The sequence below is a fragment of the Vibrio sp. 10N.222.52.C3 genome, from assembly GCF_041474195.1.
Taxonomy (GTDB): Bacteria; Pseudomonadota; Gammaproteobacteria; order Enterobacterales; family Vibrionaceae; genus Vibrio; species Vibrio crassostreae_C.
Map to the genome: position 1 here is coordinate 1 of NZ_JBFRTQ010000132.1, position 13569 is coordinate 13569.

Genomic DNA, 13569 nt, shown 5'->3' on the forward strand with positions numbered 1-13569 from the left:
CTTAAGATCCTGTCTATGAGTACGTGTTAGCCCTTATGTGTAGTGGTTAACCAGCGGTTTCAAGAACTCGTCAATTCGCCCCTCAACTCGCGCTATCTCTTTCTCTAAAATGGTTGTTTTCTCTTCTGTTGTCAGTTCTTCAAGCTGGTATCGTTCATTTTGCTTTTCCGAATTCGATTCGATCTTTTCATCTTCGTTATCTGTGTTTTCAGTTTTGATTGGCTTAGGTTTTACATCGCTTACTTCGTTGCCCGTAATACTCATTGCAACACTACACCGCCGAAGCAAGATATTGATGTAGCTGAGATTAACACGTGGCATAAAAGGAAAGGTTGGAGCCATATGGGGGATCACTTTGTTATTATTCGCAATGAGGAGGTCGAACTTGGTAAGCCGTTGTCGCAAACTGACTCGCATTTGAAAAGACTCAGAGCAGATGGAGGGGCGGCAAGTGATAGTTAAGCAAGAGATAAATAGCTACGTTAGGCTGAGAATAATATGACAAGATGCTTCGCTCCTCAGTTTTGGAACAACGAAATGACGGCATGTGAAAGATACTATTAGGGATTGGGTTTGGGTGAACGAGATGCGAAGTGCTAAGAAAGAGAGATAACGCTGAGTTCCACAACGCCCCCCTCTGTATTCTCCTATCCTTTCTCGCTATACTCCTCGCCTATAGTTTTTCGCCCAATAACGAATAAGAGTTCAAGACATGCAAGAGTTAGTTCCATTTGTTCAAGAGAATATGATTTTAGCCATCGTATGGATCGGCTTGGTTGTTGCCATCATTGCGAACGTAATCAAAACATCAAATGCAGCGTACAAAGAGATCACGGCAGCGCAAACCACACACATGATTAACCGTGAAAACGGTGTTGTGGTTGATATTCGTACTAAAGATGAGTTCAAAAAGGGCCATATTACGGACGCAGTTCACATTTTGCCGTCAGATATCAAAGCAAATAGTTTTGGTAGCCTTGAAAGCCACAAAGCAGACCCAATCATCGTAGTATGCAAGACGGGTCAAACCGCTCAAGAAAGCGCGAACTTGCTGGTTAAAGCAGGGTTCGAAAACGTAAGCGTGCTGAAAAGCGGCTTAGTGGCTTGGAGCGAAGCTAACCTTCCTTTGGTTAAAGGTAAGAAATAAGCTGACCGAGTAAAACGATATTACTTTAGGGCTTTGTTCGACTGATATGATGAACAGAGCCTAATTTAAATTTTTAAGGACAAGAAAATGGCTGAAGCAGCACAACAAGACGCACAACAAAACTTCGCAATCCAACGTATCTTCCTAAAAGACGTATCTTTCGAAGCGCCAAACTCTCCAGACATGTTTCAGAAAGAGTGGAACCCAGATGTAAAACTGGACCTAGACACTCAAAGCCGTGAACTTGGCGAAGGCGTTTACGAAGTAATCCTACGTCTAACTGTTACAGTTAAGAACGCAGAAGACACTGCATTCCTTTGTGAAGTTCAACAAGGCGGTATCTTCTCTGCAAGCGAAATGGAAGCTGGTCAACTGGCTCATTGCCTAGGCGCATTCTGCCCGAACATCCTGTTCCCATACGCTCGTGAAACGATTTCTAGCCTAGTGGTTAAAGGTACGTTCCCACAACTGAACCTAGCACCTGTAAACTTCGATGCTTTGTTCATGAACTACCTACAGAACCAAGCTCAGCAAGCTGAAGGCGAACAGGCTTAAGTCTCACAGTAGAACTTAACTCTAACGAACGCTTAAATAGCTTATGTTATAAGAAGCTTAGCTTTTAAATGCACATCGCAGCTTCTGCGATGTGCATTTTTTATTTACACTGTATTTTGATAGAGAGCTTTTTCTTCTTTATTTAGAATAACATCTCAAGAACTCTTCGATTTCCCTCATTATTTTTAGGTGGAAGCATGACAGAAACAACTCGCGCGACAGCCGCTTGCGGTCAAGACAGCGCTTACGGTAAAGACATTGCGATGACAGTGATTGGCGCAGGTTCTTATGGGACATCTTTAGCGATATCTCTAGCGCGTAACGGTGCCAATGTTGTTCTTTGGGGACATGACCCTGTTCATATGAATCGCCTTGAATCAGAGCGTGCGAACAATGAGTTTCTACCAAATATAGAATTCCCAGAAAGTCTGATCATTGAATCTGACTTAGAAAAAGCCGTGACTTCAAGCCGAGACCTTTTGCTTGTCGTCCCAAGCCACGTATTCGGCGTTGTGCTTAACAGCGTTAAACCTTACTTAGCCTCAGACTCTCGCATCTGTTGGGCGACCAAAGGCTTAGAGCCAGAAACAGGCCGCCTGCTTAAAGATGTCGCGCACGATGTGCTGGGTGATGGTTACTCGTTAGCGGTTCTATCCGGGCCGACCTTCGCCAAAGAGTTAGCGATGGGCATGCCAACAGCTATCTCTGTCGCGTCACCAGATGAAGTTTTCCTAAAAGAGCTTCAAGAAAAAATTCACTGCGGCAAAACATTCCGCGTGTACGCAAACTCAGATTTCATTGGTATGCAGCTTGGCGGCGCAGTGAAGAACGTTATCGCAATTGGCGCAGGCATGTCGGATGGTATTGGCTTTGGTGCTAATGCTCGTACCGCACTTATCACGCGCGGCTTAGCTGAAATGAGCCGCTTAGGTGCAGCACTGGGTGCGCAGCCAGAAACCTTCATGGGCATGGCAGGGTTGGGTGACCTAGTGCTAACCTGTACTGATAACCAATCGCGTAACCGTCGTTTTGGTTTGGCGCTTGGCGCAGGCAAAGATGTGGATACCGCACAAGAAGAAATTGGCCAAGTCGTTGAAGGTTATCGCAACACCAAAGAAGTTTGGTTATTATCAGAACGTATGGGCGTCGAGATGCCAATCGTTGAACAAATTTATCAAGTGTTGTATCAAGGGAAAGATGCCCACTTAGCAGCACAAGATCTACTTGCACGAGACAAGAAGTCAGAGCGATAACATCGCGTATTCAGTCGTGGGATAAAATAGATAAGATGGATGGTAAAATGAAACACTGTGAACAACAAAAAGTTTGGCAATGCATTGTGAAGGAAGCTCGACAGCAGTCGGAGCAAGAACCTATGCTTGCGAGTTTTTACCATGCCACTATTATCAACCACGAAAGCTTAGGCGCTGCGCTTAGCTACATCCTTGCTAACAAGCTAAAGACGGCTTCAATGCCCGCAATGGCGGTTCGTGAAGTGGTTGAACAAGCATTTAAGCAGGACCAATCGATCATTGATGCGGCTGCTTGTGATATTTGCGCGACGGTAAATCGAGACCCTGCGGTCGAGATGTACTCGATGCCTCTGCTTTATCTAAAAGGCTACCACGCTCTTCAAGGTTACCGAGTGGCTAACTGGTTGTGGAAGCAAGGCCGTATTGCGCTTGCCACTTACCTACAGAACCAAATTTCGGTTGCTTGCCAAGTGGATATTCACCCGGCGGCTCGTATCGGTAAAGCGATCATGCTTGATCACGCGACAGGCATTGTGATTGGTGAAACAGCCGTCGTTGAAAATGATGTCTCTATCCTTCAAGACGTTACCTTAGGTGGTACGGGTAAAGAAGGTGGCGATCGTCACCCTAAGATCCGCGAAGGCGTGATGATTGGTGCAGGTGCTAAAATCCTCGGCAATATTGAAGTGGGTGAAGGCGCTAAGATTGGTTCTTGCTCTGTGGTGCTACAAGCCGTACCACCTCATACAACAGTCGCTGGTGTTCCTGCAAAGATTGTCGGAAAACCAAAAACAGACAAGCCATCTTTAGATATGGACCAAGGGTTCAATGGTCGCTCTCAGAACTTCATCCATGGTGATGGGATTTAAGAGCAAATTCGGGATTCGACGAATAACCGATAGCCGAGATGCGAAAAGACTCACAGCAAAAGACTCGCAGCAGCTGTTGATCATAAATAAGAGCAAAATGACGATAATGATGAAACAAATTCGAGCCATTAGCCGGACTCTTCTGATATCTGCCAGCCTTTGTGTTGCAATTTTGTCTACATCGTCATTTGCCGCCTCTCAGGGGGAACTGAAAGGCGTATCGAGTGAAATATCTCGCCAACAAAAAAACCTGTCCTCACAACAGAAAAAGCTCGATAGCCTGCAAGCAAGCCTCAAGAAACAAGAGCTTTCCATCGCTTCGCTTGAAAAATCGATTCTAGACAGTAAAAAGCAACTCAATACGGCTAATGCAAATATTGCTAACTTAGACACCAAGATTAAAGCGCTTACGGCTCAGAAAAAAGTCCATACCGATAAGTTAGAGCAACTGATTCAGACTTACTACATGACAAGTCGAGCCAAAGCGTCTTCTCACATCCTCAACACAGGTGTTGAAGAAGATCGTATTAGTCACTACTACCAACACCTTGCCAAAGCGCGATCTGCAACAATCAAAACGATTGAAGAGACGCAACTTGAATTAGAAGAGAGCCATAAGCAACGTCAACTTGAGCAAGAACAAATAGCAACGCTGTTAAAGCAACAAACCACCAAGCGCGATACGTTAGCCAAAACCCAAACCCAACGCAAGAAAACGGTTGGTAGCATCAAGAAAAACATCTCGGGTGACAAGAATTACTTAGCAGAGCTTCAGCGAAATGAAACCCGCCTCAAAGCTGAAATAGCAAAAGCGGAGAAAGCGGCTCGAGAACGACGTAATGCTGTCCCTATGGATGGCTTAGCCAAACGTAAAGGTAAACTACCTTGGCCAATTAAAGACAAAGTTCTGCATAGCTATGGCTCTAGTCAAACGGGTCAAGTTAACTGGAAAGGCATGGTGATCAATGCCAAGTACGGGCAGCAGGTAAAGTCGGTTTACTCAGGTACTGTGGTATTTGCCGAGTACTTACGTGGCTATGGTTTAGTGGTACTACTTGACCACGGTAAAGGTGATATGACGCTCTACGGCTTTAACCAAGCACTTTTAAAGAAAGAAGGTGACAAGGTTAAAGCGGGTGAAGCAATTGCACTTGCTGGTGATACTGGCGGCCAAACTCGTCCATCGTTGTACTTTGAGATTCGCAGAAACAGCCAAGCTCAGAACCCGAAGAGTTGGTTGGTTAGATAAAAGTAGATACGAGGAATAGGTACTAATAGTCTTGAGCAACCCCAAATAGTTGAGAGACCTTGAACTAGTCACTTGCAAAACTTCGTCATTCCAGAATTGAGGAACGAAATATCTGGAATCTCGCTCTTGCATTGTTAGCTTCGAGGGTAAAGAAAGATTCCCTATAACGCTCGTACCTCGCTGTAGGGAATGACGTCGCTATTTACAATGCATGATGAAGAAATCGATACGAATAACATGTTAAGCAAGAGCTTTAAAAAGCGAGTGCAGTAATCGTATTAATGAGTAACCACCGCTCTTCGAATCTGGGTTACTCACATCTTCACTTTTACTTGCTGTTCAACGCCCTTACACCATCTTCCAACAATGTCAGCTGCTCAAAACCTTGAGCAGTCGCAATTGGTTTAACGGTCGCGATCATCTGCAACATTCCTTGATGTACCACTTGCTCAGTAATTTGCGCTTTTGGAGACATCGCAGACTGATAAGCTAACCAACCTGATGCGATCAAGTGAAGAGAAGTGACCATAGACTTCATTTCCGTATCCGTTGCTTTGAGCAAGTTCAACTCAACGAAGGCTCTCATGATATCGACAAGGTTGGTTTGCAATCTTTCTTGCACGGCCATGTAATCAAGGTGAAGTTGCTCATCACGTGACAATATTTCAGGTAGGTTCGCATAGAAGAATCGGTACTTCCACATCAACGTGAAGATAGAATCTAAGTAGCGCTTTAGTAGCGTCAGGCTTTCTTGCTGGCCTTGAATCGGTGTGAATCTTTCAAGCAACTCTGTTGAATAGAGCGTAAAGATGTCACGTACAACTTCTTGTTTGTTACGGAAGTGGTAGTAGAGGTTACCAGGGCTAATCTCGATATGCTCAGCAATATGATTGGTCGTAATACTACGCTCACCGTGCTCATTAAAAAGCTCTAGAGCAGCGTAAACAATCTTGTCACGTGTTTTCATTAGTTATTAGTATCCCTATCCGTTTAGTGGTTCAGTATATCGCCACTAAGCGGATAGATCGAGCTGATAACATCTGGTCGAATTAGCAAACGCTAAAATTCACCTTCAATCAATAATACCTTTGATCAATCACTGCCAAACAGGTCTCGCGTGTACACCTTATCTGCAACGTCTGATATTTCATCGACCATTCTGTTGGATACAATCACATCTGATACGGCTTTAAACTCTTCTAGGTCAGAATAAACCTTCGAGTTAAAGAAATGCTCTTCTTCCAACACAGGTTCGAACACGACCACTTCTATACCTTTAGCTTTCAAACGCTTCATGATGCCTTGAATCGACGACGCACGGAAGTTGTCCGAGCCGGCCTTCATGATCAAGCGATAAATACCTACAATTTTAGGCGAGCGCTTAATAATGGACTCCGCAATAAAGTCTTTACGAGTGCGGTTAGCGTCAACAATAGCGCCCACAATGTTGTTTGGTACATCTTGGTAATTCGCCAACAACTGCTTGGTGTCTTTCGGTAAGCAGTAACCACCGTAACCAAATGAAGGGTTGTTGTAATGGTTGCCAATTCGAGGATCTAAGCCCACACCTTCGATGATCTGACGAGAATCCAAACCGTGCGCTTCGGCGTAAGAATCGAGCTCATTGAAATAAGAAACACGCATCGCTAGGTAGGTATTCGAAAAGAGCTTTACTGCTTCCGCTTCTGTAGAGTGAGTAAACAGTACGTCGATATTCTCTTTTTCTGCGCCTTCAACCAGCAGATTCGCAAACACTTTCGCTCGTTCAGAGCACTCACCAACGATAATACGTGATGGGTGTAGGTTATCGTACAGGGCTTTGCCTTCGCGTAAAAACTCAGGTGAGAACATAACGTTTACACAGTTCAGTTCTTGCTTAACGCGCTCAGTATAACCAACAGGCACCGTTGATTTGATCACCATGACGGCATTGGGATTGATATCCATGACGTCTTTAATGACCGATTCCACAGAGCTGGTATCAAAATAATTATTTTTTGGATCATAATCAGTTGGAGTAGCAATGATGACAAACTCAGCATCTTTGTAAGCCGCTTTATCTGTTGTCGCCCTGAAATTCAGCACCTTATTTGATAGAAAGTGCTCAATCTCATTATCTACAATTGGAGATTGCTTTTTATTAAGCATAGCTACTTTGTCTTCAACAATATCAACCGCTACCACTTCATGGTTTTGTGCCAACAACATCGCATTGGATAAACCTACATAACCGGTACCCGCAACTGCAATTTTCATGATAATACCTATAATTTCGAGTGCTTACTGCGCACTGACTTAAGACTAATTTGCTCATATCATACTCCGCTTAAGGAATTATTCCACTAGCCCGTCTTTGTCATTCCTTGCTATACTCACGGTAGTTTTATATTCAAAAGAGTAGGAAAAATATGATTATCGTAACGGGTGGCGCTGGCATGATCGGCAGCAATATTGTGAAAGCACTCAATGACGCAGGCCACAACGATATTCTAGTTGTCGACAACCTCAAGAACGGTAAAAAGTTCAAGAACCTTGTAGACCTAGACATCACTGACTACATGGATCGCGACGACTTCCTAACTCAAGTGATGGCTGGGGATGATTTCGGCCCTATTGAAGCTGTTTTCCATGAAGGTGCCTGCTCTGCGACCACTGAGTGGGATGGTAAATACATGATGCTTAACAACTATGAGTACTCAAAAGAGCTACTTCATTACTGTGTTGAGCGTGAAATCCCTTTCTTATATGCCTCTTCTGCTGCCACTTATGGCGAAACCGATACTTTTATCGAGGAGAGAGAATACGAAGGTGCATTAAATGTCTACGGCTATTCAAAACAACAATTTGATAACTATGTTCGTCGCTTAACAGCAGATGCTGTAGCGCATAATGAGACGTTACCTCAAATTACTGGTTTCCGTTACTTCAATGTTTACGGTCCACGCGAAGATCACAAAGGCAGCATGGCCTCTGTTGCTTTCCACCTAAACAATCAAATGAACGCCGGTGAGAACCCTAAGCTGTTCGCAGGTAGCGAAACGTTCCAACGTGATTTTGTGTATGTCGGTGATGTTGCCGCAGTAAACCTGTGGTTCTTAGAGAACGGTGTTTCTGGCATCTTTAACTTAGGCACCGGCAATGCTGAGTCTTTTGACGAAGTTGCCAAAGCGGTAATTAAGCACCACGGTAAAGGTGAAATCGAAACGATTCCTTTCCCTGAGCATTTAAAAGGCGCTTACCAAGAGTTTACTCAAGCTGATCTTACGAAACTTCGAGCAGCAGGCTGTGATGTGGTATTTAAAACTGTAGCGCAAGGCGTTGCGGAGTATATGGCACTTCAAAACAAATAAGCATTAATGTTCAATATTCAATGTAACTTTAATGCTTAATGCTCGATATAACTTTGATACTCAATAATAACAGCGGTTCAGACAATGAACTGCTGTAGTAGTGATTATGACCCAAAGAAACGATTTTGATCCAAAAGCTTATAATCCAACATTCAACCGAAGCTTCCTAACGCCTAAATTTTGGGGAACTTGGTTAGGGGTTATTGCTGGCCTCCCTCTTGCAATATTACCTCTCAAAGCTCAAAAATGGCTTGCTAAAACCATTGCAGCTAAACTCGCAAAATCTCAAACTGGGCCTGCGCACCGCAGCCGTGTTAACTTTGAACTCTGCTTCCCAGAGAAGACATTCGAAGAGCGTGAAGCCCTGATTGAAAAAACACTGTTTACTGCATCACTATTTTTCATCCGCTTTGGTTTATTGAGTTTGAAACCCGCTTCCTGGCTAAAGAAGCGCTGCCAGATTAAAGGCTTAGATATATTACAAGGCCACATTGACGCTAATGATAATGTCATATTGATGGTACCTCACTCCTGGGCGATTGATGTACCAGCCATTCTTCTTGCGTCTATGGATATGCCAGTATCTGCCATGGCAAAGAAACAAAAAAATGATGTTACTGATTGGCTTATGCACAAACAACGTGTTCAACACGGTGGCCGTGTATATGAACGTTCTGGTGGAATAAAACCATTTTTGAAATCAATTCGAGATGGCTATATCGGATACTACCTGCCAGACCAAGACCATGGCCCAGAACATAGTGTTTTTGTCGATTTTTTCGCGACAAGAAAAGCGACGCTGCCAGGCTTGGGGAAAATAGCGAAGCTATCTCGGGCAAAAGTCCTGCCATTGTTTGCATCAATGAATACCGAAGACGGCTCTTTTAATATCGAGATATTACCGGCTTTTGAACTCGATAAAGGCGAAGAGCAAGACGCAAGAACGTGTAATCAAGCGATCGAATATTTCGTTGGAGACAAGCCTGAACAGTACATGTGGATACTTCAGCTTCTGCACTCTCAAGAAGATGGCAATAATTACTACAACCTCTTCAAACCAAGATACAAAACAGACTGGCGCATAAAGTAATGAAAAAGATCCTAATTATTGGTCCTTCATGGGTTGGCGACATGGTTATGTCTCAATCACTCTATATTGTATTGAAGAAGCTTCACCCTGAAAGCCAAATAGATGTGATTGCTCCTGGATGGTGCAAACCAATCCTTGAACGTATGCCAGAAATACACCAAGCAATCGAGATGCCTATTGGCCATGGCGCATTTAATTTATTGGGTCGTCGAGAGATAGGTAAATCTTTGCGCGCAAACCAATATGACCACGCCTATATTTTACCGAAGTCTGCTAAGTCTGCCCTTATTCCTTGGTTTGCCAACATCCCACTGCGCACAGGTTGGAAAGGTGAGATGCGCTATGGCCTATTAAACGACCTGCGCCCAAATATGAAGTCATTTCAATTCATGGTTGAACGCTATGTTGCCCTAGCCTACACCGAAAAAGAGATGATTGACTCTTCATCATTGGGTGGCCTAGATACTCTTCCTCGCCCTCAATTATTCATTAATGAAACGGAACAAACAGCAACCATTGCCAAGTTTAACCTAGAGAATGACAGCTCAATTATTGGCTTATGTCCAGGTGCTGAGTTCGGCCCAGCCAAAAAATGGCCGGAAGAGCACTACGCAGAGGTTGCTACCAACATGAGCCAAGCGGGCAAACAAATATGGCTATTTGGCTCTCAAAAAGACTTGGAAACTTGTAACAACATCAGAGCATTAGTACCTAAAGAGCTGCAACACCGTATTCATGTTTTAGCTGGCCAAACAAGCTTAATTGAAGCTGTTGATTTACTGGGTGCGTGCGACACCGTGGTTGCCAACGATTCCGGTTTAATGCACGTCGCTGCTGCAGTCGGTTGTAATGTCGTTGCGGTATATGGTTCAACATCACCTAAATACACCCCGCCGTTAGCTGAGAAAGTCGAAATCGTTCATACTGACATCGATTGCCGCCCTTGTTTCAAGCGCGAGTGTGAATTCAAGCACCTGAAATGCCTTACTGAGCTATCTCCTAAGCAAGTGCTCGGTAGCATTCAAAAACTGGAAGCCATTTCGGTCAGCGCATGCTAGTCCGCATCCTTTATACAGCTGTGCTAACACTAGCAGCACCAATCTTGCTGTTTGGCTTATATAAAAATAAACCCAATAAGCCTAAGTTTGGTGCTCGCTGGAAAGAGCATTTTGGTTTCACTCCAAAGTTAGTCAGTGACGTATCTCCCATCTGGATTCATGCGGTCTCTGTTGGTGAAAGCATTGCCGCTGTACCTCTGATTAAAGAGCTAAAGAAACAAGCCCCTAACCAACCCATTTTGGTCACCACAACTACAAGCACCGGGGCTGAGCAAATGAAAAAGCTCGGCGATCTTGTTGAACACCGTTACATGCCTATCGACTTTAGCTTTGCTGTAAAAGGTTTCCTAAAAGCGATAAAACCAACACAGATGCTGATTATCGAAACCGAGCTTTGGCCAAATACGCTTAACGTGGTCCATAACGCAAGAATTCCAATTACTGTCGTTAATGCTCGCCTATCACAGAAGTCATGTAACAACTATGCCAAGGTTCAACCGCTATTTAATTTGCTGCATCCCTGCCTAACCAAAATACTATGCCAAACTGAATCTGACGCTGCTCGTTTTGAGCATTTGGGAGTTGATAAAAACAAACTAGCGGTCACAGGATCGATTAAATTTGATATTCAAATTTCAGACGAAGTTAGAGAAAAAGGCAAAGCACTCAGGGCTGAGCTTGGTGAAAACCGTCCTGTATGGATAGCTGCCAGCACTCATAAGGGTGAAGATGAACAGGTGTTGGATGCCCATCAGAAGGTTCTAGAGGCACACCCAAATGCCCTTCTTATTATAGTTCCTCGCCACCCAGAGCGATTTGATAGTGTGTTTGAGCTTTGCCAAGCACAAGGCTTTGAAACCGTCCGCCGCACAAGTCAATCATCACAGTCCGAATCAACCCAAGTTTATCTTGGCGATACCATGGGTGAAATGTTGATACTAATTGGGGCTGCCGATATCTGCTTTATGGGCGGTAGCTTAGTTGGTGATAAAGTGGGTGGGCATAATGTGTTAGAGCCCGCAGCTCTGGGTGTTCCGATCATCAATGGCCCGAGCTACTTTAACTTTAAAGAGATTGTCGATAGGCTAGTCGAGCTTAACTCCGTAAAAGTTGTAACAACAGATCAGCTTAGTCCTACTATTACTAACATTTTCTGCCACCCTATTATTAGGGTACAGTATCAATTACCAACTGGTGCTGTTGGCTTAACTGTTGACTATATATTGAGTTGACTTAGATATTAAACATTCATCCCTCAGAGAACTATCATGAATTTTAACGACGTATATATAAGACTAAGAAGACGATTAATCAAGCGATATATTAAGATTACTCATTCAAAATCATCACGCTATAAAGCAGATTACTGGCCAGATATTAGTGTTACAGAAGATGGAACATTTTTCCGAAAAAAAAGAATCTCTCTGATACCGCTTTCTTCACTATCTAGTGATGATAATCCTATAAACATTATTGGTTCAGGCCCCAGTATTCAATCACTAGACTACACCAAGTTTACAGGTAAGAACGTATTTTTAAATGGTGCAGTAGTACTTGCTTACGAGCAGCAACTTGCTATTGATGCACTTGTTATTATGGATGCTAACTTTGTCTATAACCGCTTTGATTTACTTACTAAATTAGAGCAAAGAACTAATTTGATTTTAAGTCTTGGCGCATTATGCGCAATTGCTGAACGTGATTTTAACTTGATAACTCGTCACGACATTTCAGTTTTTCACCAAAAAAAGTTTTCACCAGAGTGCTCATTTAGTCATAATATAGATGAATATGTTGTCGATGGGGGTACTGTAATGGCTATCGCAATACAAATCTTTGCCCACACTACCCCCGACATTATCAATATTCTTGGGCTTGATATTTCTAATGCACATCAACCTCGATTTTATGAAGTAAAAGACAATCAACAAAAAAGTGGACTGCAAAAAGACTATGAAGAGAAAATTCTTCCTTTCATGACAGAGGTCAGTCAACAATTACAAGGTCGCGTCTTTAATTGCTCCCCGATATCTAAATTGCCGTACACAGTCATACCTTATAGTTCTGAATATGAAAAGGCTTAGCCATGTAAAGTGCATTTTTATTCTGTGTTTGTATTTATATCATTCCAAATAGCATCAACAAACTGAGTGATCATTTTCTGATCGCTAAATAACATTGATAACTGTTCCTCCCCAAACTTCTGCTTGAAATAGGCTAAATTGGATGGGCTTATAATCATAGGAATTGAACAGTTATCTACCCATTCAGACATGGATGATTTAATATCATCTTTGCTTGCATTCGGCCTGTTCAATATTTCTTCGAAGTCATTAATATCGGAAAAATTTATTATGTTGGGAGTGTCATTAAACCAAGTGTATCCCATCAAAATGGCCTTATTTCCTGAACAGGCAGCTTCTAGACAAGCGGTTCCTGTCTGACTTACTGTAACTAGTGCTTTACTCATCAAAACATTAGAAGATATATTTGTATTGAGCAAGTAGACATTGGGAAGTGCAGACAATACGTCGTACAAATATGGGCTTTTTCCTCGATGTCCAGGCAGCATCCTAGAAAACTGGGAATAATGCTCTTTTATATAAATAGGTATATGGGGAGGAACTAGATGTCGAAGTGCAGATATACTATCGTACACTTGATAGAAATGCCCACCATCTGGGTTCGATGTTTTTTCGGGTTCAAAATGTAAAGGGAAATAAACAAATTCTTGGTCTAAATCCACATCACTAGTAAACTTCTTGTATCGTTCAAGAAGTCTAACTTTCAATCCATCGAACTTTAAGTTAGAAAAAATCGAACGCCTATTGTCATCCAAATAGTAATTTGAATTAATGGAATAATTCTTAGCTAGCCTTTTCTTCCTTGAATGTCTAACCCCTCGGCTTAGCATCTTAGCTTTGTAAACTACGCCAAAGAATCTATCTGACTCTTTATCAAACGTCTTTTGGTTTTTCATGTAAAGAGGCTCATCAGC

The 13569-nt window shown here is 42.9% G+C and carries 14 protein-coding genes and 1 pseudogene; 11 read left to right on the forward strand and 4 right to left on the reverse strand.

What is annotated here, in order from left to right; all coding sequences use genetic code 11:
• Positions 1-33 precede the first annotated feature (33 nt).
• On the reverse strand, positions 34-264 hold the full coding sequence (locus AB4517_RS18685) for a hypothetical protein (protein WP_372149173.1): 231 nt from the start codon (positions 262-264) through the stop codon (positions 34-36).
• Between AB4517_RS18685 and AB4517_RS18690 the strand changes: the two are divergent.
• From AB4517_RS18690 to AB4517_RS18715, 6 genes and pseudogenes are all read left to right on the forward strand, one after another.
• Positions 262-423, forward strand: a pseudogene (locus AB4517_RS18690) (N-acetylmuramoyl-L-alanine amidase); the annotation flags it as partial. The gene AB4517_RS18685 and the pseudogene AB4517_RS18690 sit on opposite strands and share 3 nt — an antisense overlap.
• Before the next feature lie 289 nt (positions 424-712).
• Positions 713-1147, forward strand: a complete 435-nt coding sequence (locus AB4517_RS18695; protein ID WP_016786319.1) for a rhodanese-like domain-containing protein — start codon at positions 713-715, stop codon at positions 1145-1147.
• Between the two features lie 87 nt (positions 1148-1234).
• Positions 1235-1702 carry a protein-export chaperone SecB gene (gene secB, locus AB4517_RS18700; protein WP_009847959.1) on the forward strand — a complete coding sequence of 156 codons (468 nt, stop codon included), beginning with the start codon at positions 1235-1237 and terminating at the stop codon, positions 1700-1702.
• A gap of 197 nt (positions 1703-1899) precedes the next feature.
• Entirely contained in the window at positions 1900-2955 is a 1056-nt protein-coding gene (gene gpsA / locus AB4517_RS18705; protein WP_372149158.1) for an NAD(P)H-dependent glycerol-3-phosphate dehydrogenase, read from the forward strand.
• Positions 2956-3002: 47 nt separating this feature from the next.
• Complete coding sequence (gene cysE / locus AB4517_RS18710; RefSeq protein ID WP_009847961.1) at positions 3003-3824, forward strand: serine O-acetyltransferase; 822 nt, start codon at positions 3003-3005, stop codon at positions 3822-3824.
• 97 nt (positions 3825-3921) lie between these two features.
• Positions 3922-5073, forward strand: a complete 1152-nt coding sequence (locus AB4517_RS18715) for a murein hydrolase activator EnvC (RefSeq protein ID WP_372149161.1) — start codon at positions 3922-3924, stop codon at positions 5071-5073.
• 328 nt (positions 5074-5401) lie between these two features.
• Here AB4517_RS18715 and AB4517_RS18720 read toward each other — a convergent pair whose 3' ends face one another.
• Both AB4517_RS18720 and AB4517_RS18725 read right to left on the reverse strand, forming a co-directional pair.
• Entirely contained in the window at positions 5402-6040 is a 639-nt protein-coding gene (locus AB4517_RS18720) for a TetR/AcrR family transcriptional regulator (protein ID WP_372083937.1), read from the reverse strand.
• A 125-nt stretch (positions 6041-6165) separates the two neighbouring features.
• Positions 6166-7329: a nucleotide sugar dehydrogenase gene (locus tag AB4517_RS18725; protein WP_372055276.1), complete on the reverse strand. Its 1164-nt coding sequence runs from the start codon at positions 7327-7329 to the stop codon at positions 6166-6168.
• A 152-nt stretch (positions 7330-7481) separates the two neighbouring features.
• On the opposite strand from AB4517_RS18725, the gene rfaD reads away from it, so the two are divergent.
• The 5 genes from rfaD (at position 7482) to AB4517_RS18750 (ending at position 12655) form a co-directional block, all read left to right on the forward strand.
• The gene (gene rfaD, locus AB4517_RS18730; protein ID WP_372055278.1) at positions 7482-8423 is read left to right on the forward strand and encodes an ADP-glyceromanno-heptose 6-epimerase; all 942 of its coding nucleotides are present in this window, start codon (positions 7482-7484) and stop codon (positions 8421-8423) included.
• 103 nt (positions 8424-8526) lie between these two features.
• Positions 8527-9513, forward strand: a complete 987-nt coding sequence (lpxM, locus tag AB4517_RS18735; RefSeq protein WP_372083946.1) for a lauroyl-Kdo(2)-lipid IV(A) myristoyltransferase — start codon at positions 8527-8529, stop codon at positions 9511-9513.
• Positions 9513-10571 carry a lipopolysaccharide heptosyltransferase II gene (gene waaF, locus AB4517_RS18740; protein WP_248638636.1) on the forward strand — a complete coding sequence of 353 codons (1059 nt, stop codon included), beginning with the start codon at positions 9513-9515 and terminating at the stop codon, positions 10569-10571. The genes lpxM and waaF overlap by 1 nt, the downstream gene beginning before the upstream one ends.
• Entirely contained in the window at positions 10565-11803 is a 1239-nt protein-coding gene (gene waaA, locus AB4517_RS18745; RefSeq protein WP_372149165.1) for a lipid IV(A) 3-deoxy-D-manno-octulosonic acid transferase, read from the forward strand. Before waaF ends, waaA begins: the two co-directional genes overlap by 7 nt.
• Positions 11804-11839: 36 nt before the next feature.
• Positions 11840-12655: a hypothetical protein gene (locus AB4517_RS18750; RefSeq protein WP_372149168.1), complete on the forward strand. Its 816-nt coding sequence runs from the start codon at positions 11840-11842 to the stop codon at positions 12653-12655.
• A gap of 17 nt (positions 12656-12672) precedes the next feature.
• Here the strand turns inward: AB4517_RS18750 and AB4517_RS18755 are convergent.
• The coding region (locus AB4517_RS18755) for a hypothetical protein (RefSeq protein WP_372149171.1) at positions 12673-13569 on the reverse strand (897 nt) is incomplete at its 5' end.

Bases quoted from the DNA above. Each gene is read 5' to 3' on its own strand.
- AB4517_RS18685 (WP_372149173.1), bottom strand. From the start codon at position 264: ATGAGTATTACGGGCAACGAAGTAAGCGATGTAAAACCTAAGCCAATC.
- AB4517_RS18695 (WP_016786319.1), top strand. From the start codon at position 713: ATGCAAGAGTTAGTTCCATTTGTTCAAGAGAATATGATTTTAGCCATC.
- secB (WP_009847959.1), top strand. From the start codon at position 1,235: ATGGCTGAAGCAGCACAACAAGACGCACAACAAAACTTCGCAATCCAA.
- gpsA (WP_372149158.1), top strand. From the start codon at position 1,900: ATGACAGAAACAACTCGCGCGACAGCCGCTTGCGGTCAAGACAGCGCT.
- cysE (WP_009847961.1), top strand. From the start codon at position 3,003: ATGAAACACTGTGAACAACAAAAAGTTTGGCAATGCATTGTGAAGGAA.
- AB4517_RS18715 (WP_372149161.1), top strand. From the start codon at position 3,922: ATGACGATAATGATGAAACAAATTCGAGCCATTAGCCGGACTCTTCTG.
- AB4517_RS18720 (WP_372083937.1), bottom strand. From the start codon at position 6,040: ATGAAAACACGTGACAAGATTGTTTACGCTGCTCTAGAGCTTTTTAAT.
- AB4517_RS18725 (WP_372055276.1), bottom strand. From the start codon at position 7,329: ATGAAAATTGCAGTTGCGGGTACCGGTTATGTAGGTTTATCCAATGCG.
- rfaD (WP_372055278.1), top strand. From the start codon at position 7,482: ATGATTATCGTAACGGGTGGCGCTGGCATGATCGGCAGCAATATTGTG.
- waaF (WP_248638636.1), top strand. From the start codon at position 9,513: ATGAAAAAGATCCTAATTATTGGTCCTTCATGGGTTGGCGACATGGTT.
- waaA (WP_372149165.1), top strand. From the start codon at position 10,565: ATGCTAGTCCGCATCCTTTATACAGCTGTGCTAACACTAGCAGCACCA.
- AB4517_RS18750 (WP_372149168.1), top strand. From the start codon at position 11,840: ATGAATTTTAACGACGTATATATAAGACTAAGAAGACGATTAATCAAG.